This is a genomic window from Duganella sp. GW822-FHT06D06, from assembly GCF_058799615.1.
In genome coordinates, this window is the sequence record NZ_JBXALQ010000030.1 from 17,877 (window position 1) to 39,536 (window position 21,660).

22 protein-coding genes are annotated in these 21,660 nt (G+C 64.6%); 11 read left to right on the forward strand and 11 right to left on the reverse strand.

The window, feature by feature from the left end; all coding sequences use genetic code 11:
- Window position 1: 1 nt before the first annotated feature.
- Window positions 2-1,948: a DNA mismatch repair endonuclease MutL gene (gene mutL / locus AC1RMD_RS30185; RefSeq protein ID WP_492932416.1), complete on the reverse strand. Its 1,947-nt coding sequence runs from the start codon at window positions 1,946-1,948 to the stop codon at window positions 2-4.
- Between the two features lie 43 nt (window positions 1,949-1,991).
- Window positions 1,992-2,915, reverse strand: coding sequence for a peptidylprolyl isomerase (locus AC1RMD_RS30190; protein ID WP_492932374.1), 924 nt, complete (start codon window positions 2,913-2,915; stop codon window positions 1,992-1,994).
- 137 nt (window positions 2,916-3,052) lie between these two features.
- On the opposite strand from AC1RMD_RS30190, the gene AC1RMD_RS30195 reads away from it, so the two are divergent.
- Complete coding sequence (locus AC1RMD_RS30195; protein ID WP_492932376.1) at window positions 3,053-3,697, forward strand: VTT domain-containing protein; 645 nt, start codon at window positions 3,053-3,055, stop codon at window positions 3,695-3,697.
- Between the two features lie 105 nt (window positions 3,698-3,802).
- Window positions 3,803-4,840 (forward strand): carbonic anhydrase, encoded by a 1,038-nt coding sequence (locus AC1RMD_RS30200; protein ID WP_492932378.1) that lies wholly within the window; start codon window positions 3,803-3,805, stop codon window positions 4,838-4,840.
- Between the two features lie 9 nt (window positions 4,841-4,849).
- Here AC1RMD_RS30200 and AC1RMD_RS30205 read toward each other — a convergent pair whose 3' ends face one another.
- From AC1RMD_RS30205 to tsaE, 3 genes are read right to left on the reverse strand one after another with little or no spacing between them, the layout of a single operon-like run.
- Entirely contained in the window at window positions 4,850-5,692 is an 843-nt protein-coding gene (locus AC1RMD_RS30205) for a D-hexose-6-phosphate mutarotase (RefSeq protein ID WP_492932380.1), read from the reverse strand.
- 15 nt (window positions 5,693-5,707) lie between these two features.
- Complete coding sequence (locus AC1RMD_RS30210; RefSeq protein WP_492932382.1) at window positions 5,708-7,183, reverse strand: N-acetylmuramoyl-L-alanine amidase; 1,476 nt, start codon at window positions 7,181-7,183, stop codon at window positions 5,708-5,710.
- Complete coding sequence (tsaE, locus tag AC1RMD_RS30215) at window positions 7,147-7,632, reverse strand: tRNA (adenosine(37)-N6)-threonylcarbamoyltransferase complex ATPase subunit type 1 TsaE (protein ID WP_492932384.1); 486 nt, start codon at window positions 7,630-7,632, stop codon at window positions 7,147-7,149. The genes AC1RMD_RS30210 and tsaE overlap by 37 nt, the downstream gene beginning before the upstream one ends.
- Window positions 7,633-7,689: 57 nt before the next feature.
- On the opposite strand from tsaE, the gene queG reads away from it, so the two are divergent.
- Both queG and AC1RMD_RS30225 read left to right on the forward strand, forming a co-directional pair.
- The gene (queG, locus tag AC1RMD_RS30220) at window positions 7,690-8,787 is read left to right on the forward strand and encodes a tRNA epoxyqueuosine(34) reductase QueG (RefSeq protein ID WP_492932386.1); all 1,098 of its coding nucleotides are present in this window, start codon (window positions 7,690-7,692) and stop codon (window positions 8,785-8,787) included.
- Between the two features lie 42 nt (window positions 8,788-8,829).
- Entirely contained in the window at window positions 8,830-10,590 is a 1,761-nt protein-coding gene (locus AC1RMD_RS30225) for a DUF885 domain-containing protein (protein WP_492932388.1), read from the forward strand.
- On the opposite strand, the gene AC1RMD_RS30230 is transcribed toward AC1RMD_RS30225, so the two are convergent.
- The 3 genes from AC1RMD_RS30230 to AC1RMD_RS30240 form a co-directional block, all read right to left on the reverse strand.
- Window positions 10,587-10,796, reverse strand: a complete 210-nt coding sequence (locus AC1RMD_RS30230) for a hypothetical protein (RefSeq protein WP_492932390.1) — start codon at window positions 10,794-10,796, stop codon at window positions 10,587-10,589. The two genes, AC1RMD_RS30225 and AC1RMD_RS30230, sit on opposite strands and share 4 nt — an antisense overlap.
- Complete coding sequence (locus AC1RMD_RS30235; RefSeq protein ID WP_492932392.1) at window positions 10,759-11,022, reverse strand: BrnT family toxin; 264 nt, start codon at window positions 11,020-11,022, stop codon at window positions 10,759-10,761. The genes AC1RMD_RS30230 and AC1RMD_RS30235 overlap by 38 nt, the downstream gene beginning before the upstream one ends.
- A 64-nt stretch (window positions 11,023-11,086) precedes the next feature.
- Window positions 11,087-11,614, reverse strand: a complete 528-nt coding sequence (locus tag AC1RMD_RS30240; protein WP_492932394.1) for a hypothetical protein — start codon at window positions 11,612-11,614, stop codon at window positions 11,087-11,089.
- A 243-nt stretch (window positions 11,615-11,857) separates the two neighbouring features.
- Here AC1RMD_RS30240 and AC1RMD_RS30245 point away from each other — a divergent pair, with 243 nt between their 5' ends.
- The gene (locus AC1RMD_RS30245) at window positions 11,858-12,526 is read left to right on the forward strand and encodes a TetR/AcrR family transcriptional regulator (protein WP_492932396.1); all 669 of its coding nucleotides are present in this window, start codon (window positions 11,858-11,860) and stop codon (window positions 12,524-12,526) included.
- 39 nt (window positions 12,527-12,565) lie between these two features.
- On the opposite strand, the gene nhaD is transcribed toward AC1RMD_RS30245, so the two are convergent.
- Genes nhaD through AC1RMD_RS30260 form a run of 3 tightly spaced genes read right to left on the reverse strand, consistent with a single transcriptional unit; the run spans window position 12,566 to window position 16,469 of the window.
- Window positions 12,566-13,849 carry a sodium:proton antiporter NhaD gene (gene nhaD, locus AC1RMD_RS30250; protein WP_492932398.1) on the reverse strand — a complete coding sequence of 428 codons (1,284 nt, stop codon included), beginning with the start codon at window positions 13,847-13,849 and terminating at the stop codon, window positions 12,566-12,568.
- Between the two features lie 7 nt (window positions 13,850-13,856).
- On the reverse strand, window positions 13,857-14,444 hold the full coding sequence (locus AC1RMD_RS30255; RefSeq protein ID WP_492932400.1) for a response regulator transcription factor: 588 nt from the start codon (window positions 14,442-14,444) through the stop codon (window positions 13,857-13,859).
- Between the two features lie 3 nt (window positions 14,445-14,447).
- A complete protein-coding gene (locus tag AC1RMD_RS30260) occupies window positions 14,448-16,469 on the reverse strand; it encodes a two-component system sensor histidine kinase NtrB (RefSeq protein ID WP_492932402.1) in 2,022 nt (673 codons plus the stop codon).
- Window positions 16,470-16,598: 129 nt separating this feature from the next.
- Between AC1RMD_RS30260 and AC1RMD_RS30265 the strand changes: the two genes are divergently transcribed.
- The 6 genes from AC1RMD_RS30265 (at window position 16,599) to AC1RMD_RS30290 (ending at window position 21,572) form a co-directional block, all read left to right on the forward strand.
- Window positions 16,599-17,585, forward strand: a complete 987-nt coding sequence (locus AC1RMD_RS30265) for a TRAP transporter substrate-binding protein (protein ID WP_492932404.1) — start codon at window positions 16,599-16,601, stop codon at window positions 17,583-17,585.
- Window positions 17,586-17,646: 61 nt separating this feature from the next.
- Window positions 17,647-18,219: a TRAP transporter small permease gene (locus AC1RMD_RS30270; protein ID WP_492932406.1), complete on the forward strand. Its 573-nt coding sequence runs from the start codon at window positions 17,647-17,649 to the stop codon at window positions 18,217-18,219.
- On the forward strand, window positions 18,216-19,496 hold the full coding sequence (locus AC1RMD_RS30275; RefSeq protein WP_492932408.1) for a TRAP transporter large permease: 1,281 nt from the start codon (window positions 18,216-18,218) through the stop codon (window positions 19,494-19,496). Before AC1RMD_RS30270 ends, AC1RMD_RS30275 begins: the two co-directional genes overlap by 4 nt.
- Before the next feature lie 422 nt (window positions 19,497-19,918).
- A complete protein-coding gene (locus AC1RMD_RS30280; protein WP_492932410.1) occupies window positions 19,919-20,440 on the forward strand; it encodes a methylated-DNA--[protein]-cysteine S-methyltransferase in 522 nt (173 codons plus the stop codon).
- Window positions 20,416-21,321 carry a site-specific tyrosine recombinase XerD gene (xerD, locus tag AC1RMD_RS30285; protein WP_492932412.1) on the forward strand — a complete coding sequence of 302 codons (906 nt, stop codon included), beginning with the start codon at window positions 20,416-20,418 and terminating at the stop codon, window positions 21,319-21,321. The genes AC1RMD_RS30280 and xerD overlap by 25 nt, the downstream gene beginning before the upstream one ends.
- A 71-nt stretch (window positions 21,322-21,392) precedes the next feature.
- Window positions 21,393-21,572, forward strand: coding sequence for a hypothetical protein (locus tag AC1RMD_RS30290; protein WP_492932414.1), 180 nt, complete (start codon window positions 21,393-21,395; stop codon window positions 21,570-21,572).
- Window positions 21,573-21,660: the final 88 nt, after the last annotated feature.

Below are 21,660 nucleotides of genomic sequence, written 5' to 3' on the forward strand. Positions count from 1 at the left end.
CTTATTGACCGCGCAGGAACAGCTTGTCGAGCGCGCCGATTTCCACCTGCACCCAGGTCGGGCGGCCGTGGTTGCACTGGTCGGCGCGTTCGGTCATCTCCATCTGGCGCAGCAGCGCGTTCATTTCCTGCGTCGACAGGATGCGGTTGGCGCGCACCGCCGTGTGGCAGGCGAGGGTGCCCAGCAGCTCGTTCTGGCGCTCGATCAGCACCCGCGAGCCGCCGAATTCGCGCACGTCGCGCAGCACGTCGCGCGCCAGCGTCTGGGCGTCGGCGTTCTTCAGCAGCACCGGCACCGAGCGCACCGCCAGCGTGGTCGGCGACAGCGTGGCGATGTCGAAGCCCAGCGCCTGCAAGGTCTCCTGGTGTTCCGAGGCGGTGGCCACTTCCACCGTGTCGGCGTAGAAGGTGACCGGGATCAGCAACGGCTGCACCTGCATCTCTTCGCCGGCGACGCGGCTGTCCAGGGCGGTCTTCAATTGCTCGTACAGGATGCGCTCGTGCGCGGCGTGCATGTCGACCAGCACCATGCCCTTGTTGTTCTGCGCCAGGATGTAGATGCCGTGCAGCTGCGCCAGCGCGAAGCCGAGCGGGAACTCTTCCTGCGCCATCGCGGCCGGGGAGACGCTGAACGGGCTGGCCTGCGGCAGCGCCATGTCGGATTCGGCGCGGTAGCCGGTGACGGGCCCGGAGCCGCCGAACAGGGCGCCGTATTTTTCCGTATTCTGGGAGACGCCGCCTTCGCTGCCGCCGAAGCGCGGCGCGCCAAAGCCGGCGCCTGCGCCGCCGTCGCGCGAGCCGAATGGCGATGGCGAGAACGTCGGCGAGTAGTCCGGCGCCAGCAACGGCCCGAACGAAGTCTGCTCGCCGCGCCAGGTCGAACTGCCCAGGCTTTCGGCCGCCGGCAGCGGCGACGGCACGCTGCCGTGCGAGGTGGCCGAGGTCTGCGCCAGCGCGCGCTGCACCGCGTGGAACACAAACTGGTGCACCGCACGGCTGTCGCGGAAGCGCACTTCGATCTTCGACGGATGGACGTTGACGTCCACCAGCGCGGGATCGAGATCGAGCGCCAGCACGTAGGAAGGGAAGCGGTCGCCGTGCAGCACGTCCTGGTAGGCCGCCTTGACGGCGTGCACCAGCACCTTGTCGCGCACGAAGCGGCCGTTCACGTAGAAGAACTGGCCGTCGGCGCGCGCCTTGGAGGCGGTCGGCAGGCCGGCGTAGCCGTGCAGGCGCAGCGGGCCGGCGCTTTCGTCGATCGGCAGGCGCGCCTCGGCAAAGCCGTCGCCGAGGATGTGGGCGCTGCGCTTGGCCATCTCGCTGACGTTCCAGTGGTCGATGGTGCGGCCGTTGTGGCTCAGCGAGAACGACACGTCCGGCCGCGCCAGCGCGATGCGGCGCACGACTTCGGCGCAGTGGCCGAACTCGGTCTGCTCGGATTTGAGGAACTTGCGGCGCGCCGGCGTGTTGAAGTACAGGTCCTGCACGTCGACCGTGGTGCCCTGGGCGCCGGACGACGGCGCCACCGCGCCGTTGTGCGAGCCGACGATTTCCCACGCGTGGGCGGCGTCGGCGGTGCGCGAGGTCAGCGTGACGGCGGCCACCGAGGCGATCGAGGCCAGCGCCTCGCCGCGGAAGCCCAGCGTGCCGACGTTTTCCAGGTCGTCCAGCGAGGCGATCTTGGAGGTGGCGTGGCGCGCCAGCGCGAGCGGCATCTGCTCGGGCGGGATGCCGCGGCCGTTGTCGGTGATGGCGATGCGTTTGACGCCGCCTTCCTCCAGCCGCACGGTGATCTGGGTGGAGCCGGCGTCGAGCGCGTTTTCCAGCAGCTCCTTGACCACGGCGGACGGCCGTTCGACGACCTCGCCGGCGGCGATCTGCGAAATCAGCTGGTCGGGCAGGGCCTGGATGGGGCGGGGAGTACGGGGGGAAGTGTCGGGCGCGTTCATCATGAGATTATAACTGCTCGCCGCGCCCGCTCCCCCGCCGGGCTTAGTCTTTTGGATGCTCGCGCACGGGAATCGGCGCATTGCACAGCTCAACGTAATGCGGCGTGAATTTGTTCCACGGGCCGCCGCGGTTGCGCGCCGCGTCGACCACGTCCTTGTAAATAGGCGCGTCGCTGCGCATCACTTCCAGGTGGCTGCGCTCCGCCTCCGGCACATCGGCCTCCAGCCGCACCGATTTGATCGGCATGCGGGCCTCGTTGGCGCCGTAGAAGCCCATCGCCTCGCTGCCGCGCGGCAGGCTGGTCAGCAGCGGCATGCCCGCCACCACCCGGCCCACCACCGTGATATTGCGGTCCAGGTGGCGCGGCGCGTTGCCGGTGACGGCATACAGCGCGGAGCCGTTGCCGCTGTCGGTGTCGTTGTCGCGGCCCACGCCGACCATGCCGTAGCAGTGCGCCAGCCAGGTGGTCTTGGCCTTGGGGTCGCGGCCGACCGGGAAACCGTTTGAATGGCCGATCTGCGGCGCGTAGCCGTCCGCGTCCTGCTGGCGCACGAAGCGCTTGTCGTTCGCCATCGGCACCGTGAACTCGCCCGCCACCTTGGCCTTGGCCGATCCCAGCGACTTGGGCTGGGTATCGGCGTTCGGGTCGCCCCACTGCGCCACATAGTTATCCTGCGAGCGCAGCATGGCCAGGCCGTCGAAATAGCCTTCCTTGACCATGGTCCTGATGTTGGCGACGTTCTGCGGCGCGAAATCCGGCGCCAGCTCGATCACCACGCGGCCGCTGGGCAGCTCCATGTACAGGGTGTGGTTGGGGTCCAGCGGACGCCAGTCGGACGGCTTGGACAGCTTGACGATGTCGGCGGCGCTGGGCCGAACCGGCAGGTCGGCGGCGTGCGCCAGGCTGGCCAGGCCGAGCGCCAGGGCGGAGAGGGGAAGGGCGCGGAACGGGTGGGTCGGGGACATCCATTATCTCCTTGGTTGGTCGCGCCTGCTTGTTGCGGACGCTCGGGGGATTGTAAACTGGATATCAACCGTCTGGAAACTTCCGCAACCGGGGCAAGGGTGGTGTATGATTCCGGCGCAGACTTTATGGGAAGAATATGGATTTTATGCAATTTTTTGACATGATCCTTCATGTCGACAAAACACTGGAAGTGCTGATTCAGCAATACGGAACCTTGGTGTATGCCGTGCTGTTCGCGATTATCTTTTGCGAAACCGGGCTGGTGGTGCTGTTCTTCTTCCCAGGCGATACGCTGCTGTTCATTGCCGGCGCCCTGTGCGCGCTGGGCGAAATGAATCTGTTCCTGCTGATGCTGCTGCTGATTACGGCGGCCGTCACTGGCAACACGCTCAATTACTGGATAGGCGAGGCCATCGGCCAGCGCGTGTTCACCCACGATTACCGCTGGCTCAACAAGGAAGCGCTGCGCCGCACCCACGAATTCTTTGAAAAACACGGCGGCAAGACCATCGTGCTGGCGCGTTTCGTGCCGGTGGTGCGCACTTTTGCGCCGTTCGTGGCCGGGGTGTCGGACATGACCCATGCCCGCTTCCAGATGTACAACATCACCGGCGCCGTGCTGTGGGTGGTGCTGCTGACCACGGCTGGCTACTTCTTCGGCAACATCGCCATCGTCCGCGAACACCTGACCGAGATCGTGCTGTTCGGCGTCGGCATCGCCGTGGTGCCGATGGCGCTGGGCGGCGTGTGGAAGCTGTCGCGCCGCATGCTGGGCCGCTGAGCGTGATGCTTTGTAAATAAAGTTCCCAGGAAAGGCCCGGTCCGCTCAAGTTTTGCCCAAATGCATCCGTATACCAGTGTGTAATTCTCTTCTTTCTGGATACACATGCGACCTCTCCTCACCCTGATTGCCTGCTGCTGCGTCTTCGCGACCGCCAGCGCTGCAAACGATCCGCTGATTTCGCCTTCGACGAAATCGGCGGTGGGTGGCGCGACGGGGTCGATCGCTTCCATCCGCCCGAACAGCCCGGCTTCTTCCAGCGCTTCCGCCGCCGGCGCGTCTTCCGCCACCCCGTCGCCGACCCGCAAGCTGTCCGAGCGCGAGCGCGAGGCCGAGGCGGAATCCGACCTGTCGGCCAAGATCGCGGCGCGCCTGGCCATCATGCGCGCCAACCAGCAGGCCCGCGCCGTCGCGGCGGCCAAGGCCAGGAAGGTCGCCGCCGCCGTGCCGGTCGCGCCCAAGGTGTACAGCAACCACTGGTCGTACGAGGGCGAGAACGGCCCGGCCAACTGGGGCAGGATCAATCCCGAGTGGGCCAAGTGCGGCACCGGCAACCGCCAGTCGCCGATCGATATCCGCGACGGCATGAAGGTCGAGCTGGAACAGATCACCTTCGACTACCATCCCTCCTCGTTCAACGTGACCGACAACGGCCACACGGTGCAGGTCATGCTCGGCAGCGGCAATTTCATCACGGTGAACAACCGCATGTATGAGCTGATCCAGTTCCATTTCCACCGGCCGTCGGAGGAGCGCATCAACGGCAAGGGTTACGAGATGGTGATGCACCTGGTGCACAAGGATGGCGAGGGCAAGCTGGCCGTGCTGGCGCTGCTGCTGGAACGCGGCAAGCCGCAGCCGGTGATCCAGACGGTGTGGAACAACCTGCCGCTGGAGAAGCTGGAAACGCTGGCGCCATCGACCGTGCTCGATCCGATGGACCTGCTGCCGGCGCGCCGCGACTATTTCACGTTCATGGGATCGCTGACCACGCCGCCGTGCTCCGAGGGCGTGCTGTGGCTGGTGATGAAGGAGCCGGTGCAGGCCTCGCCGGCGCAGATGGCGCTGTTCAGCCGCCTCTATCCATTGAACGCGCGGCCTATCCAGCCGGGTTCCGGCCGCATCGTCAAAGAGTCGAACTAAAGATCCGAATTAATCCGCGCTGATGCGATGGTTGCCGGTCCAGGTGGCGCCGGCGGCCAGCTGCTGCTGGTCGATGCGCGCCGGTTCGATGCAGACGAAGCGCAGGTATTCGTCGTCGGCCAGGTCCACCAGCGCCTTGGCGTCGTCCTGGCCCGGATTCCACACCACCCAGTTGTCGTAGCCTTGCTGCTCCAGGCGCAGCGTGGCGTTGGCGGTGTTCAGCGTCAGCGTCGGCGTGGACTGGTACAGGCGGTCCAGCTTCTGGGTGAAGTGCAGCGCCGGATGCTCCTGCGTCAGCGTTTCCTGGTGATGGTCGGTGCAGCGCATGTGCTGCAAGCCGCTGATGCTGGTCGCCGCCAGCTGGCCGACGTCGTAATAGGTGTGCAGCGCGACGCCGAACGGGAAGTCCTGCGCGCCGCTGTTATGCACGGTGAACTGCGCGTCGAGCGACTCGCCGTGCAGGGTGAAGCGCAGCGTCAGTTCGAAGGCGTGCGGCCAGGCTTGCGCGTGTTCCGGCGCCAGGTCGTGCTGATTCAGGCTCAATTCGAGGAAGGACTGGCCGCCGTCGCCGCCGCTGCCGGTCAGGCGCCAGGTGCTGACGCGGGCGAAGCCGTGGCGCAGGCCGGGGCCGCGCACATTAAACTGCGGGAAGATCACCGGCACGCCGCCGCGTATGGCCTTGCTGCCGTCGAGCGGCGTCTGCGCGCTGACGAACAGCCGCTCCTTGCCGTCGCCGGTTTTCCATGACAGCAGGTGGGCGCCGAACAGCGACACCGTCGCCTGGCTGCCGTCGGCCGCCGTGATCTGTACTGCCGGCAGTGCGCCGTATTCCGTGTTGGTTATGACAGCCATGTCTCGTCCGTTTTATCAAGTCAGCCGGTTCTTTGCCAGCGGTGGGTTCTTCGCGAAATAACGCCGTATGCCCTTGACGATGGCATCGGCCAATTGGTTCTGGTAGCCGTCGTCGAGCAGCTTGGCTTCTTCTTCCGGGTTGGAGATGAAGGCGGTCTCGATCAGGATCGACGGAATGTCCGGCGCCTTCAGCACCGCGAAGCCGGCCTGCTCGACCGAGCCTTTGTGCAGGCGGTTGATGCCGCCGATCTCGCCCAGCACGGATTTGCCCAGCCGCAGCGAATCGTTGATCTGCGCCGTGGTCGACAGGTCCAGCAGCACGCTGGCCAGCTGGCGGTCCTGGGTCCTGACGTTGACGCCGCCGATGGTGTCGGCCAGGTTTTCCTTGTCCGCCAGCCAGCGCGCCGCCGACGAGCTGGCGCCTTTTTCCGACAGCACGAACACCGACGAGCCGCGCGCGGTCGGCTGCACGAAGGCGTCCGCGTGGATCGAGACGAACAGGTCGGCCTGCACCTTGCGGGCCTTGTCGACGCGGGTGCCGAGCGGCACGAAGTAGTCGCCGTCGCGCGTGAGCATCACGCGCATATTGGGGAATTCCTCGATCTTGTCCTTCAGGCGCTTGGCGATCGACAGCACGATGTCCTTCTCGCGGCTGCCGTTCTTGCCCGACGCGCCGGGGTCTTCGCCGCCGTGGCCGGGGTCCAGCACCACGGTCAGCATGCGTACCAGCTTGCCGTTCTTGTCGGCGCCTTTATCCGCCTTCTCGCTGGCGCGGGTCTGCGCCTCGGCGGTTTTCAGTTCGTTCTTCAGTTCCGCGCGCGGCTCGGCCCTGGTGTTGGGCTTGAGCGCATCGAGCTGCGCTTGCGGCGCGGCGGCCAGCGCCTCGGCTTCGGCTGGCTTGAGCGGCGGCATGTCGCCCTTGGGCGCGCTGCCGGTGGCGGCCGCGCCGGAAGGCGGCGGTTTGCCGTCGCTCGACCAGTCGCCTTTTTCGATCATCGCGGCGATCGGGTCGACCGGCTTGACCGGATACAGGTCGAAGATCAGGCGGTGCTTGTAGTTGCCGGCCGGGGCCAGCGTGAACACCTGCGGCTTGATCTCTTCCTTCAGGTCGAACACCAGGCGCACCACGTTGGGCCGGTTCTGGCCCACGCGCACCTGCTTGATGTACGGGTCGTTGGACTGGATCTTGGCCACCAGGCTTTTGAGCGTGGGGTTCAGCTCCAGGCCTTCGATGTCGACCACCATGCGTTCCGGGTCCTTGACGACGAAGTGGGTGGCCTTGAGCGCGGCGTCGTTTTCCAGCGTGACGCGGGTGTAGTCCTCGGCCGGCCAGACCCGCACCGCCAGGATCTGCGCGGCATAGGCGCGGATCGGCGCCAGCACGGAAAGCAGCAGCGTGGCGCCGGCCTTGAGGACGGTGCGGCGCGAAACAGGCGGGTTTTCCAACCCCTTGTTTACATGTTCGGGGCGAATTTGAGGCGTTGAAGACATGAGTTACCCAGGGCGGTGGACGCCTGCAATTCTACATCACGGCCGTTGCCGGCCACAGTCAGAAACAGGTTGATATCGGCGGCAGGCAGCACGCGGTCGGCCTTCTCGGGCCATTCGACGATGCAGATGTTGTCGCCGTTGAAGTCTTCCCGGAAGCCGGCGTCGAGGAATTCCTCCGGGCTGCCCATGCGGTACAGGTCGAAATGGATCACGCTGACGCTGCGGCCGCCGAGCTGGATCGCATACGGTTCGGACAGGGTGTAGGTCGGGCTTTTGACCGTGCCCACATGGCCGGCGGCGTGCAGCAGGGAGCGGGTGAGGGCGGTCTTGCCGGCCCCCAGGTCGCCGTGCAGGTAGATCACCAGGCCGGGCGCCAGGGCGCGCGCCAGGGCCGTGCCCAGGGCGGCGGTGCCGGCTTCGTCATGGAGATGGGCTTGGAAGTGCTGCATCAATTAGAATGTCGTATTGGTTGGATCGCCAGCCATTGTAACCGCCACCTGCTACCGATGTCCCTGCCAGTCACCAATTTAGCCGAACTCGCCCTCAGCATCAAGCGCTGGGGGGGAGAGCTGGGCTTCGCCGAAATCCGCATCACCGACATCGACCTCAGTCACGCCGAGGCCGGCCTGCAGGCGTGGCTGGACGCCGGCATGCACGGCGAAATGGACTATATGGCCACCCACGGCATGCTGCGCGCCCGTCCTGCCGAGCTGGTGCCGGGCACGGTGCGGGTGATCAGCGCCCGCATGAACTACCTGCCGAGGGACACGGAAACCGGTGGCGACAACGACTGGCGCGCGCGCGAGGAAGCCCGGCTGGCCGATCCCGGCGCCGCCGTGATCTCGGTCTATGCGCGCGGCAGGGACTACCACAAGGTGCTGCGCGCGCGCCTGCAGCAGCTGGCCGACAAGGTCAAGGCGGAGATCGGCGAGTTCGGCTACCGCGTCTTCACCGACTCGGCGCCGCTGATGGAGCTGCCGCTGGCGGAGAAGGCCGGCCTGGGATGGCGCGGCAAGCACACCTTGCTGTTGTCGCGCAGCGCCGGTTCGATGTTCTTCATGGGCGAGTTCCTGGTCGACCTGCCGTTGCCGGTGGATGAACCGACCGGCAGCCATTGCGGCCAGTGCTCGGCGTGCATCGACATCTGCCCGACCCAGGCCATCCTCGGGCCGGGCAAGCTGGATGCGCGCCGTTGCGTGTCCTACCTGACGATCGAACTGAAAAGCGCGATCCCTTTGGAGATGCGGCCGCTGATCGGCAACCGCGTCTACGGCTGCGACGATTGCCAGACCGCCTGCCCATGGAACAAGTTCGCGCAGCGCGCGGTGCTGCCGGACTTCGACGAACGCCACGGCTTGGGCAGCGCCTCGATGGTCGAATTGTTCGCCTGGACCGAGGACGAATTCAACCGCAAGATGGAAGGCAGTCCGATACGCCGCATCGGCCATGAACGCTGGCTGCGCAATATCGCGGTCGGCCTGGGCAACGCGGCGGCCGGCGCCAGGGGCGATGCGGCCATCGTGGCGGCGTTGACGGCGCGCCGCGAGCACCCGTCGGAACTGGTGCGCGAGCACGTCGAATGGGCGCTGGCCTGCCACGCTTGAACTGCGCTACACTCGTGCGGTTCTTTTACAAGGCCCACGTCCATGCATACTTCAACCAGATTCATTTCGCTGCTTGCCGGCGCATCCCTCACGCTGGCCGCGCATGGCGCCAGCTTCGACGACTGGGCCGACAAGGTCGCCAACGCCAAGGTACGCAACGACCCTGAGCAGGCCACGCAGAAGCAGTACTTCAGCGGCAAGGTGCAGGATCGCCTGGACCGCAAGCTGACGCCCAACTCCATCGTCCACCGCGCCGGCGAGGTGGCCGCCGCCAAGACCGCCTTGGCGCAGCTGGCCAAGATCGACCAGCAGACGCTGACGCCGCAGCAGCGCGCCAGCGCCGCCAGCATCGCCTGGAATTTGCGCGGCGCCGTCGATGCCTGGCCTTACGCGGACTATAACTTCGTGTTCAACCAGTTCGGCGGCCTGCATGTGCAGCTGGTGAACTTCCTGACGCAGGCGCACCCGATCCGCAACCAGCGCGACGTGGAAAACTACCTGGTGCGCCTGAAGGCGGTGGCCGGCAAGATGGACACCGGCATCGTGCAGGCGCGCGGCGCCGCCGGCCACGGCATCCTGATGCCGACCTTTTTGACGCAGTCCTCGATCGGACAGCTGGACCGCTTCCTCGACGGCGCGCCGGAGAACAATGTCTTCGTCGCCACGCTGAAGCAGCGCATGAGCGGCTTGAAGGACGTGTCGCCGGAACAGCAGGCGAAGTTTGCGACAACGGCCGAAGCCATCGTCAGGCAATCGATCATCCCGGTGTTCCAGCGCGCCCGCGCGATGCTGCAAGAGCAGCTGCCGCGCACCACCAACGACGCCGGCCTGTGGCGCCTGCCCCATGGCGACAAGGCCTACGCGCTGCTGCTCAAGCAGATGACCTCAACCGACTACACGCCGGAGCAGATCCACAACATCGGCCTGCGGGAAGTGGCGCGCATCGAGCAGGAGATGGCAGGTCTGCTGGCGTCGCTGGGTTACACCGACGGCAGCATCAAGGAGCGCATGGCCAAGCTGGAAAAGGATTCGCAGCCGAAGGACGCCGATCCGCGTCCGGCGCTGCTGGCGCGCTACGATGGCCTGCTGCGCGATGCCGAGTCGCGTGCGAAACAGCTGTTCGACGTCACGCCGAAAGCGCCGGTGGTGGTCAAGCGCGAGCCATCGTTCACCGAGAAGACGGCGGCGGCCCATTACACCGGGCCGGCCAGGGATGGCACGCGGCCGGGCATTTTCTGGGCGCCGATGCCGGGGCCTGAGTTCCGCATCGTCGGCATGCGCACGCTGGTGTATCACGAGGGCGTGCCGGGCCACCACTTCCAGGTCGCGCTGCAGCAGGAGAACGACAAGCTGCCGCGCTACCGGCGCGACCGTGTGTTCGCGGTGGGCTCGGCGTATGGCGAGGGCTGGGCGCTGTATGCGGAACAGCTGGCGGCGGAAAACAACTGGTACGACGGCGACGTGGTCGGCCATCTGGGCCAGCTGGACGCGGAACTGTTCCGCGCGCGCCGGCTGGTGGTGGACACCGGCCTGCACGCGATGAAGTGGACGCGCCAGCAGGGCATAGACTACGGCATCCCGGCGGCGGAAGTGGAGCGCTATGTCGCCATGCCGGGCCAGGCCTGCGCCTACAAGATCGGCATGATGCGCATCCTCGACCTGCGCGCCAAGGCGCACAAGGCGCTGGGCGACAAGTTCTCGATCAAGGCCTTCCACAACGTGGTGCTGGAGACCGGCAACGTGCCGCTGCCGGTGCTGGAGCAGGTGGTGGACGAGTGGGTCGCCGCGCAGAAGGCAGCTTAATCGTTGGCTTTCCTGCTCTTTTTCTGGAAGGCATGCTGACCCGGCAAAATCATTTTTGCCTTTGACCAGTATGCTTCCACTTCAGCCTCGTTATTTGGATCGTATGGGCAATCCGGATCATCGACATATTCAGGCGCTGCCGCGATGATAGCCTCTATTTCTTCAGGGCTAAAAGGTGGCCCTTTTGGAGTAAATTCGTGTTTCATACCTGCTCGCATTCCGACATGAAATTATTCGGGTCTTATCTCCTTGTTCAATCCATACCATCAGCACCACCCGGTCTCGAAACCAGCATAAGCTCTTCAGGCGGTGTTCCGAACTGATATCCGGTTCGGTATCCATGAAATGATCAAAGACACTTTCCAATTCGGCAAAGTCAATTCCGTGGCTTGCCAAGTTTGCTTTGCGTTTATTTTCGTCCCAGGTAAGCATGGGACGATCTTGTCACTTCATGTTAGGCGCTCGCTTGAGGGGAATCAAGCGGGGTGGGGTGGAGTTAACGCGCGGCTGCTGGCGGCAAGCCGGCATGCACATCGCGCGCGGCGCCCTTGGGGAAGGTCAGCACTGCGTAGCCTGAGCCGCTGCCGTTGCCGGTTCCAAACACGGCGTGCGTCCAGTAGCCGGCAAGTTGTCCCTTTTCCAGGTCCATCGACTCCACCGCGAAGCTGAACGTGGCCCGCATGTTGCCGACCACCATCCAGTTGCAATAGTGCGGCTGCAGTTCGAAGACGATCTTGCCGCTGGAACGAATCGACAGCGTGCCGTCCGCCGCTCCGCACACCAGCGGCGTGCCGATGAAGGTGCGCGCCATCTTGGCTTTCACGCTGATCTGGTCGGCGTCGCTGTCCCGCGTCACTTCGCTCAACACCAGGGTCTTAGAGCAACCGGGGCCGGGGATGACGCCGCCCAGGACGAAATGGCAAATCTCGTCCTTGGTGCAGGCGTGGGTCTTGGGGTCCGCTTCGCAGATCGACGCCGTCTCATTCAAGTTCGCTTGCAAGAGTTGTTGGAATTTATCTCTCATCTGTCCGGTCGAATATTTTCGCGCGGCGCCATCGCATTTCCCATCTGTGCACACTTGTACTTCCTTCACTGCGTGCAGCGTCGGCGTACTGGCACAACTGCTCACCAGCGCCGCCGGCACTACGCTCACCAGCAGGGACCAGCACAAGGCCTTCAATCGGTTTTTCATTGGTTGTTCTCGCTCTCGTTGATTTGATAAAATAATATAGTTGACTACAAAATTAAAGTCAACTATATTATTAATATGCAAAATATCGAAGATCAACCACTCCGACAGCGCAAATACGCGCGCACCAAGCTGGCCCTGCTGGAAGCGTTTACCGCACGGCTGGGGACGCAGACCTATGAAGCCGTGCGCATCAAGGATTTGTGCGCCGCCGCCGACATTTCCGAGGCGAGTTTTTTCAATTACTTCCAGCGCAAGGAAGACTTGCTCGACTATTTCATCCAGGTCTGGTCGCTTTCGGTGGGCTGGCACGCGCGCAAGGTGCTGGCCGAACACGGTGCGCTGGCAGCGATCGAAGACGTGTTCGCCCGAACGGCGGCCGATATTTCGCAGCACCCGCGGGTGATGGCGGAAATCATCGTGTTCCAGGCGCGCAGGGAAACGCCGCATGAACCCAGTGATTTGACGCTTGCCGAGCGTCTGCTGGCGCATCCCGCGCTGGAAGGCATAGCATCGGTGCCGGCAAGGGGGCTCGATGCGATTTTTCCCGAACTGATAGACGCGGCGAAAACGCTGGGGCAATTGCCGGCGGATGCGAACGGTGATTTCCTGTTCGTGAATCTGGCCACGATGTTTTTTGGCGCCCCATTGGTGCTGCGGGCGACGAATCCGGCCGCGGTGGGCGAGCTGTGGCGGGCGCAACTCGCGCAACTATTCCGCGCCGTGGGCGCCAAGGCCACGCGATGATACGGCGCGTGCGACTTGCCGCCGGCGTGGATGGCAGTTTCAGTGCAGCAGCCGGTATTGCAGCACGTAGACGGCGGCGCCGGCGAAGTAGCCCAGCAAGGCCAGGCCGCTGATCTTGCGCAGGTACCAGATGAACTGCATCCTCTCCAGGCTCATCGCGGCGACGCCGGCGGCCGAGCCGATGATCAGGATCGAGCCGCCGGTACCGGCGCAGTAGGCGATGAAATGCCACAGGAAATCGTCGAGCGGATACTGGGCGAGGTGGTACATGCCCATCGAGGCGGCCACCAGCGGCACGTTGTCGACGACCGCGCTCAGCAGGCCGAGCGCGACCACGATCAGGTCCTGGCGGCCGATCGCGCGCTCCAGCCATGCGGCCAGCGCCGTCAGGATGTGGCTGTGTTCCAGCGTGGCCACTGCCAGCAGGATGCCGATGAAGAAGATGATCGCGCTCAGGTCGATGCGCTGCAGCGCGCTGGTCAGCGACAGCGCTTCCCGGTCTTCGAGCTGCTTGCCCCGGTGGAGCAGCTCGCCCACCAGCCACAACAGCCCCAGGCCGAACAGCATGCCCATGAACGGCGGCAGCTGCGTGGCGGCCTTGAACACCGGCACCGCCAACAGGATGCCCATGCCCAGGCCGAACATCAGCGCGCGTTCGAAGCCGCTGCCCGCATGGGCGGCCTGGCCGTCGCCGCGCTGGGGGGCGTCGACGCCGCGTCCCCGCACCGCGTAGGCCGAGATCGCCAACGGCACCAGCAGGCTGACCAGCGACGGCAGGAACACCGCCTCGATGATGCCGGTGCTGGAGATCTGGCCGCCTATCCACAACATCGTCGTCGTGACGTCGCCGATCGGCGACCAGGCGCCGCCGGCGTTGGCCGCCAGCACGATGATGCCGGCGAAGTGCAGCCGGTCCTGCGCCCGCTCGAGCAGCTTCCTGGTCAGCGAAATCATGACGATGGTGGTGGTCAGGTTGTCGAGGATGGCGCTGAGGAAGAAGGTCGCCAGGCCGACCAGCCACATCAGCGACGCTAGCCGCGAGGTGCCGATGCGCGCGGTGATGACGTCGAAGCCGTGGTGGGAATCGACCACTTCGACGATGGTCATGGCGCCGATCAGGAAGAAGACGATTTGCGCGGTCGCGGCGACGGTGATGTCGAGCTTGCCACCTACCAGCTGCGGGTCGTCCATGCCCAGCGCGTAGATGCACCACATGAGGCCGGCGCCCACCAGGGCCGAGGCGGACTTGTTGATGCCGAGCGGATGTTCGAGCGCGATGGCGGCATAGGCGAGGATGAAGACGACAACCAGCGATATCAACATGTCGTTCCTATTTCAGCAGGCCGGCCAGTTCGACCGCGGTCTTGACCTGCATCTTGTCGAAGATGTGGGCGCGATGCACCTCGACGGTGCGCATGCTGATGCCCAGCTGGTCGGCCACCACCTTGTTCATTTTGCCGGCCAGGATCAGGTCCAGCACTTCGCGCTCGCGCGCAGACAGCGTGGCCAGGCGCGCGTGCACCGCCGCCATGGCGCCGGCCTGGCGCGAGTTGGCCAGCGCTTCCTGCACCCGGTCCATCAGCTGGTTGTCGTTGAAGGGCTTCTCGAAGAAGTCGAAGGCGCCGCGTTTGAGCGCGTCGACCGCCATCGGCACGTCGCCATGGCCGGTCAGGAAGATCACCGGCATGCGCTGCGTCAGGCCGCGCGCGGACAACTGGTCGAACGCCGCCACGCCGTTCATGTCCGGCATGCGCACGTCGAGCAGCACGCAGTCGCCGTCGGCGTCGAACTGGCCGGCCGCGGCGTGGGCCAGCAGCTGCGGCGCCGAGTCGTAGGCGCGCGAGGGGATGCCGCGCGAGGTGGCGAGCCAGGTCAGGGAGTCGCGTACGACCGCTTCATCATCGACGATATGCAGCATGCTTCAAGTCTCCTGTTCTGTGGCCGCCAGCACCGCCGGCAGCACGAAGGTAAATATGGTACCGCCTTGCGGGTTGGCGCTGTGGGTCAGCGCGCCGCCGTGGAATTCGATCGCGGTGCGGCAGATGTTGAGCCCCATGCCCATGCCTTCCGCCTTGGTCGAGAAGAACGGCGAGAACAAACGCTGCGCCACGTCCTCCGGTATGCCGTGCCCCTGGTCGATCACCGCCACGCTGACCTGCGCGCTGGCCGCATCGTACGCCGCCACCACGTTGAGCAAGCGCCGCTGCGGCGGGATGTGGGCCATCGCTTCGATCGCGTTGCGGGTCAGGTTGAGCAGCACCTGTTCGATCATCACGCGGTCGGCGCGCACCGGCGGCAGGTCGGCCGGGATGCTGGCGTGGAAGGAGACGTAGGCCTGGCGCGCCTGCAGCTCGATCAGCGCGCGGATGCCGTCGAGCAGCGAGGCGATGGCCACTTGCTGCCGCTGCGGCTCGCTCTTCTTGACGAATTCGTGCACGCTGCGGATGATCTGGCCGGCCCGCTGCGCCTGCGCGCTGGCCTGTTCCAGCGCCGGCTTGAGCATGCCGCAATCGACCGCCGCGCCGCTGCTGTCGGCGCGCGCCAGCACATTGAGCGCGCCGGTGGTGTAGCTGGAGATGGCGGCCAGCGGCTGGTTCAGCTCATGCGCCAGCATCGACGAGATTTCGCCCATGGTCGCCAGGCGCGCGCTGGCCTGCAGCTTCTCGTGCTGCTGGCGGTTCAGTTCCTCGATGCGCTTGCGGTCCGAGATGTCGAGGATGGAGCCCATCCAGCCGGTCTGCCGGCCGTCCTTGTCGACCAGCGGCGCCTCGAAGATCAGCACCGGCACGCGCTCGCCGTCGGGGCGCTGGAAGATGGTCTCGAACTGCGGGGTGGCCTTGCCCGCCAGGACCGAGGCGAAGCGGGTCTGGTATTCGGCCATCGCTTCCGGCGCCCAGTAGGGCATGGGCGGCAGCAGGCCGACGATTTCCTCGGCCGGGTAGCCGACGATCTGGCAGAAGGCCGGATTGACGTAGGTGACGCGGCCTTCCAGGTCGCGCGCGCGCAGGCCGGTGACCAGCGAGTTCTCCATCGCGGTGCGGAACGACATCTGCTGGCGCAGCGCGCCCTCGGCCGCCAGCCGGCGCGAGATGTGGCCCCACAAGGCCACCAGGCTCCATAATAGTCCCAGCGACAGCACGATCACCGAGCCGACCAGCAGGTTGGGCAGCAGTCGCGGCTCGCTCTTGACGCTGTCCGTCACCAGCGTGATGCTGGCGCCGGGCAGGTCCAGCGCGCGCTTGTGGGTGTAGACGCCGTGGCCGGGACCGGCGGCGGCGCGGCGCGCCAGCACCTTGTCGTCGCGGTCGATCAGCGACACCTGGTTGTCCTGGGCGAACCACCACGGCACCATTTCCTCCAGCAGCGCGCTGGTTTGGTAGGTGGCCACCAGGTCGCCGAGGTAGTCGTCGCCGCGGAACAGCGGCACGTGGTAGTCCATCAGCACGGCGGCGGGGGCGGCCGACTGGTTGGGCGTCTGCGCCTCCGGCTGGGTGTACAGCGCGTGGCGGGTCTTGCGCGACAGCTCCATCGTGGCCAGCGAGGCGGCCGACAGCTGCACCGGCGCCGCCTGCGGATCGCTGCTGGCGGCCAGGGTGCCGTCCGGGCGCAGCCAGATCACGCGCAGCAGCTCGTGGCCGTTCTTCAGCAGGCGCGCCAGGCGGTCGTGGGTCTGCCCCGGCGGCAGGCGGCCGGCGCTGATCTCGGCGCCCAGGCCGCGCAGGCTTTCCTCGTCGCGGCCCAGCTGGAAGCGGATGGTTTGCTCGACCCACAGCGTGTCGGCGATCAATTGTTCCTGGCGCTCGTTGCTCTCCATTTGGCGCGCCTGCCACGGCAGCCAGATCAGGATCGCCAGGAAGAACAGCACCAGCATGATGGGCAGCAGCCAGCGCAGCGAAGAGCTGAAATGGGCGCGGCGCGGGATTCTGGCGTGGGTGGCTAGCATGGAGCCTCAGGGTAAAGCCTTGGAGTGGCGGCACCATTGTGGTTTTCCACAATTGCGCCCCTTGTCACTTTTGGTAAGAATCGGTCAAACTACAACAATAGTGTATTTTAAATCCCTACTGGAGACCCCATGAAACTGAAATCCGCACTACTGGCCCTGAGCGTCGCTCTGAGCTTCAACGCCTACGCGCAAGCGCCTATCGTCATCAAATTCAGCCACGTGGTCGCCACCGACACCCCGAAAGGCCAGGCCGCCGAGCGCTTCAAGCAGCTGGCCGAGAAGGCCACCAACGGCCGCGTCAAGGTCGAACTCTATCCTAACAGCCAGCTGTACAAAGACAAGGAAGAGCTGGAAGCGCTGCAGCTGGGCGCGGTGCAGATGCTGGCGCCGTCGCTGGCCAAGTTCGGCCCGCTGGGCGTGAAGGAATTCGAGGCGTTCGACCTGCCGTACGTGTTCCCGTCGAAGACCGCGCTGTACAACGTCACCGAAGGCGAAATCGGCAAGAGCCTGATGAAGAAGCTGGAACCGAAGGGCATCATCGGCCTGGCGTTCTGGGACAACGGCTTCAAGGTCATGTCGGCCAACAAGCCGCTGCATGGCGTGGCCGATTTCAAGGGCCTGAAGATGCGCATCCAGTCGTCCAAGGTGCTGGACGCGCAGATGCGCGCGCTGGGCGCCAACCCGCAGGTGCTGGCCTTCTCCGAGGTGTATCAGGCGCTGCAGACGGGCGTGGTCGACGGCACCGAGAATCCGCCGTCGAATATGTACACCCAGAAGATGCACGAGGTGCAGAAGCACGTGACCCTGTCCAACCACGGCTACCTGGGCTACGCGGTGATCGTCAACAAGAAGTTCTGGGACGGCCTGCCGGCCGACATCCGCGGCGCGCTGGACAAGGCGATGAAGGATGCCACCACGTTTGAAAAAGCCATCGCCCAGCGCGACAACGACCTGGCGCTGGAAGCGATCAAAAAGACCGGCAAGACCGAGATCTATACGCCGAGCGTGAAAGAGCAGGCCGAATGGCGCAAGGCCCTGCTGCCGGTGCAGAAGGATATGGAAGGCCGCATCGGCAAAGACCTGATCTCCGCCATCAATAAAGAAGCAGCTAAATAAGTCTGCCGCCGGGACGGCGCAAGGCCGTCCCGTTTTTTGTCTCCTCCACTGAAGGTCCACCATGAAATTCCTCGATAAGCTCGAAGAATGGTTGATTGCGTCCCTGATGGCCGCAGCCACCATTCTGATCTTCGTCGCGGTCGTCCACCGCTACCTGTCCGGCCTGCCGATACCCGGCCTGCAGGACTACCTGATACAACTCAATACCAGCTGGGCCCAGGAGGCCTGCATCTATATGTTCGTGTGGATGGCCAAGTTCGGCGCCGCCTACGGCGTGCGCACCGGCATCCACGTCGGCGTCGACGTCATCATCAACCGCATGAACACGCCGTGGCGCAACAAGTTCGTGGTGTTCGGCCTGCTGGCCGGGGCCGTGTTCACCGGCATCGTCGGCACGCTGGGCGCCAGCTTCGTGTGGGAGATCGGCCACACCGAGCAGACCTCGGCCGACCTGGAGATGCCGATGTGGATCGTCTACCTGGCGGTGCCGCTGGGTTCCTACCTGATGTGCTTCCGCTTCATGCAGGTGCTGGTGGCCTTCGTCAAGACCGGCCAGCTGCCCAAGCACGACCACTCGCACGTCGAGGGGCTGGAAGACGAATTGACGGCTGAAGAAAAAGGAGCCCGCGCATGAACGCACTGATTATTTTCGTGCTGCTGCTGTTGCTGATGTTGACCGGCATGCCGATCTCCATCTCGCTCGGCCTGACAGTACTGACCTTCCTGTTCACCATGACCCAGGTGCCGATCGAATCGGTGGCGCTCAAGCTGTTTACCGGCATCGAGAAATTCGAGATCATGGCCATCCCGTTCTTTATCCTGGCGGGCAACTTCCTCACCCATGGCGGGGTGGCGCGGCGCATGATCAACTTCGCCAGCTCGATGGTGGGCCACTGGCACGGCGGGCTGGCGCTGGCCGGCGTGCTGGCCTGCGCGCTGTTCGCCGCGGTGTCCGGCTCGTCGCCGGCGACGGTGGTGGCGATCGGCTCCATCATCCTGCCGGCCATGGTGCGCCAGGGCTATCCGAAGAGCTTCGGCGCCGGCGTCATCACCACCTCCGGCGCGCTGGGCATCCTGATCCCGCCGTCGATCGTGATGGTGATGTTCTCGGTCACCACCAACACCTCGGTGGGCAAGCTGTTCATGGCGGGCGTGGTGCCGGGCGTGATGCTGGCCTTCTTCCTGGGCCTGACCACCTGGTGGCTGGCGCGCAAGCACAACTACCCGCGCATGGCCAAGGCCAGCTGGGGCGAGCGCTGGGCCACCTTCCGCAAGAGCGCCTGGGGCCTGCTGCTGATCGTCATCGTCATGGGCGGCATCTACACCGGCTCGTTCACGCCGACCGAGGCGGCCGCGATGGCGGCGGTGTACGCCTTCGTCATCGCCGTGTTCGTCTACAAGGACTTGAAGCTCAAGCAGGTCGGCAAGGTGCTGCTGGACTCGGCCGCGATGTCGGCGATGTTGCTCTACATCATCACCAACGCGGTGCTGTTCTCGTTCCTGATGACCAGCGAAAACATCCCGCAGGCGATGGCGGAATGGATCACCGGCCAGGGCCTGGGCGTGGTCAGCTTCCTGCTGGTGGTGAACATCCTGCTGTTGTTGGCGGGCAATGTGATGGAGCCGTCGTCGATCGTGCTGATCATGGCGCCCATCCTGTTCCCGGTGGCGATGAAGCTGGGCATCGATCCGGTGCACTTCGGCATCCTGATCGTGGTCAACATGGAAGTGGGCATGTGCCATCCGCCGGTCGGCCTGAATCTGTACGTGGCCTCGGGCATCACCAAGATGGGCATCACCGAGCTGACGATCGCCGTGTGGCCGTGGCTGCTGACGATGCTGGGTTTCTTGATTTTGATCACATATGTACCACAAATTTCTCTGTGGCTTCCAAATTTAATTTACTCTTAAACTAGTGCCGCGGCCGGGTGACAAAAAAACTGGGAAAAACGCAAAAAGATAAGTTATGATTGCGTCGCTCTCAGGGATAACTGCATATCAATATGCGACCCGGTAGCAAGAGCCCAGAATTGTAGGTGGGGAGTGTGTAGAGAAACGGTACTGAATACCGGCAATAGATCGAGGAGACCACGTTTTACAGAATGTCGTTGTTATAGTCGCTGAAGGCCGCCACAAGCGCGCTACGGGGACAGGCAAACGACCGGGAACGTGATGCAGGATTTGGAAACGCACCGCAAGGTGCGTTTTTTTTCGCCTGTCGGCTTCGGCGCGGATTTACAATGCAACCGTGTGGTTTTTTTAATGTAGTTTGAATGCAACAAAATGGTGCATTTCGACAACATCGGCCGGTGTTTTTTGGTGCATGGAGTGTGATGAAAATACAACAGCAGCATGAATTGTTTTCCGCCGTGCTGGATTTGCCGCTGGGGAAACTGGGCGTGCGCACGGCAAGTGGTCTGATAACCGAACTGTGTTACCTGCCGCCCCATTTTGAGGCAAAAGCGCCACAGGACGCGCTCGCGGAACTGGCCGCCGCGCAGCTGGAGCAATATTGCCGGGACGCCGATTTCGTCTTCGAGCTGCCGCTCAAGCGCGCCGGCACCGAGTTCCAGCACAAGGTCTGGGATGCGATCCGCTCGATTCCGCGCGGCGGCGTGCGCACCTACGGCGAACTGGCCAGACACATCGGCTCGGCGCCGCGCGCGGTGGGCCAGGCTTGCGGCGCCAACTGGTTCCCGGTGGTGATCCCTTGCCACCGCGTCACCTCGGCCAGCGGCCTGGGCGGCTTCGCCAACAGCGACGACCCCAACGGCTACCTGCTGGGCATCAAGCGCTGGTTGCTGGCCCATGAAGGAGCGAGCGAATACGCATGGCAACAGACAACCCTGCTCTGATCGACGAGTTCTGCGACAGCCTGTGGCTGGAGGACGGCCTGTCGAAGAACACCCTGGAAGCCTACCGGCGCGACATGCGCCTGTTCGCCACCTGGCTGGAGCAGAAGCGGCCGCAGGTGGCGGGGCTGGCGGCGGTGGCGGCGCACGACATCGAAGGCTATATCGCCGTCCGCCACCAGGACAGCGGCAAGGCCACCTCGTCCAACCGGCGGCTGTCGGTGCTGCGGCGTTTCTACCAGATGCTGTTGCGCCAGCGCCGCATCGCCGACGACCCGACCTTGAAATTGGTATCTGCCAAACAGCCGGCCCGCTTCGTCCACACCTTGAGCGAAATTCAAGTGGAGGCCCTGCTGGCGGCGCCCGACGTCGCCACGCCGCTGGGCCTGCGCGAGCGCACCATGCTGGAGCTGATGTACGCCAGCGGCCTGCGCGTGTCCGAGCTGGTCACGCTCAAGCTGCTGGAGCTGAGCCTGAACGACGGCGTGCTGCGCATCACCGGCAAGGGCGCCAAGACGCGGCTGGTGCCGTTCGGGCAGCAGGCGCGGCTGTGGATCGAGCGCTACGTCAAGGATGCGCGCGGCGTCATCCTCAACGGCCAGGTCGACGACGCCCTGTTCGTCACCGCGCGCGGCGGGCCGATGACGCGGCAAATGTTTTGGGTATTGATTAAAAAACATGCCCTGAAGGCCGGCATCAGCGCGCCGCTGTCGCCGCATACCTTGCGCCACGCCTTCGCCACCCACCTGCTGAACCACGGCGCCGACCTGCGGGTGGTACAGTTGCTACTGGGCCATTCGGACATTTCGACGACACAAATCTACACCCACGTCGCGCGCGAACGGCTGAAGCATTTGCATGCGCAACATCATCCTCGCGGCTGAAAAACTTGCGCCGGCCGTAACTGCGTCATAATGTGGGCAGGTAATCGAACCGTATAAAGAAGAGGTGGCAAATGGCAAAGACAAATTTCGCGTATGAAAAGCGCCAGCGTGAGCTGGAAAAGAAGAAAAAAGCGGATGAAAAAGCCCGGCGCAAGGCCGAGCTGAAGCAGAACCCCGGCCTGGCCCAGGAGGGCGAGCTGGAAGCGATGGACGACGACGCCGCCGACGGCGACGCCGCAGCGACAGAGTAGGGACAAAAAAAACCCGAAACCACGGGGGTCAAGTCTGACATTCGGACACGGCCTCTGCCGTAACGGCCGTTACGGCAGAGGCCGTGTC

What these genes read in the sequence shown, in the direction of transcription:
- AC1RMD_RS30255 (WP_492932400.1), bottom strand. Translation starts at nt 14,444, where the DNA reads ATGCTGCATATCGTCGATGATGAAGCGGTCGTACGCGACTCCCTGACC.
- AC1RMD_RS30200 (WP_492932378.1), top strand. Translation starts at nt 3,803, where the DNA reads ATGCGACCTCTCCTCACCCTGATTGCCTGCTGCTGCGTCTTCGCGACC.
- xerD (WP_492932412.1), top strand. Translation starts at nt 20,416, where the DNA reads ATGGCAACAGACAACCCTGCTCTGATCGACGAGTTCTGCGACAGCCTG.
- mutL (WP_492932416.1), bottom strand. Translation starts at nt 1,948, where the DNA reads ATGAACGCGCCCGACACTTCCCCCCGTACTCCCCGCCCCATCCAGGCC.
- AC1RMD_RS30265 (WP_492932404.1), top strand. Translation starts at nt 16,599, where the DNA reads ATGAAACTGAAATCCGCACTACTGGCCCTGAGCGTCGCTCTGAGCTTC.
- AC1RMD_RS30270 (WP_492932406.1), top strand. Translation starts at nt 17,647, where the DNA reads ATGAAATTCCTCGATAAGCTCGAAGAATGGTTGATTGCGTCCCTGATG.
- nhaD (WP_492932398.1), bottom strand. Translation starts at nt 13,849, where the DNA reads ATGTTGATATCGCTGGTTGTCGTCTTCATCCTCGCCTATGCCGCCATC.
- AC1RMD_RS30190 (WP_492932374.1), bottom strand. Translation starts at nt 2,915, where the DNA reads ATGTCCCCGACCCACCCGTTCCGCGCCCTTCCCCTCTCCGCCCTGGCG.
- AC1RMD_RS30230 (WP_492932390.1), bottom strand. Translation starts at nt 10,796, where the DNA reads ATGAAACACGAATTTACTCCAAAAGGGCCACCTTTTAGCCCTGAAGAA.
- AC1RMD_RS30245 (WP_492932396.1), top strand. Translation starts at nt 11,858, where the DNA reads ATGCAAAATATCGAAGATCAACCACTCCGACAGCGCAAATACGCGCGC.
- AC1RMD_RS30195 (WP_492932376.1), top strand. Translation starts at nt 3,053, where the DNA reads ATGGATTTTATGCAATTTTTTGACATGATCCTTCATGTCGACAAAACA.
- tsaE (WP_492932384.1), bottom strand. Translation starts at nt 7,632, where the DNA reads ATGCAGCACTTCCAAGCCCATCTCCATGACGAAGCCGGCACCGCCGCC.
- AC1RMD_RS30210 (WP_492932382.1), bottom strand. Translation starts at nt 7,183, where the DNA reads ATGTCTTCAACGCCTCAAATTCGCCCCGAACATGTAAACAAGGGGTTG.
- AC1RMD_RS30275 (WP_492932408.1), top strand. Translation starts at nt 18,216, where the DNA reads ATGAACGCACTGATTATTTTCGTGCTGCTGCTGTTGCTGATGTTGACC.
- queG (WP_492932386.1), top strand. Translation starts at nt 7,690, where the DNA reads ATGTCCCTGCCAGTCACCAATTTAGCCGAACTCGCCCTCAGCATCAAG.
- AC1RMD_RS30290 (WP_492932414.1), top strand. Translation starts at nt 21,393, where the DNA reads ATGGCAAAGACAAATTTCGCGTATGAAAAGCGCCAGCGTGAGCTGGAA.
- AC1RMD_RS30225 (WP_492932388.1), top strand. Translation starts at nt 8,830, where the DNA reads ATGCATACTTCAACCAGATTCATTTCGCTGCTTGCCGGCGCATCCCTC.
- AC1RMD_RS30240 (WP_492932394.1), bottom strand. Translation starts at nt 11,614, where the DNA reads ATGAGAGATAAATTCCAACAACTCTTGCAAGCGAACTTGAATGAGACG.
- AC1RMD_RS30280 (WP_492932410.1), top strand. Translation starts at nt 19,919, where the DNA reads ATGAAAATACAACAGCAGCATGAATTGTTTTCCGCCGTGCTGGATTTG.
- AC1RMD_RS30260 (WP_492932402.1), bottom strand. Translation starts at nt 16,469, where the DNA reads ATGCTAGCCACCCACGCCAGAATCCCGCGCCGCGCCCATTTCAGCTCT.
- AC1RMD_RS30235 (WP_492932392.1), bottom strand. Translation starts at nt 11,022, where the DNA reads ATGCTTACCTGGGACGAAAATAAACGCAAAGCAAACTTGGCAAGCCAC.
- AC1RMD_RS30205 (WP_492932380.1), bottom strand. Translation starts at nt 5,692, where the DNA reads ATGGCTGTCATAACCAACACGGAATACGGCGCACTGCCGGCAGTACAG.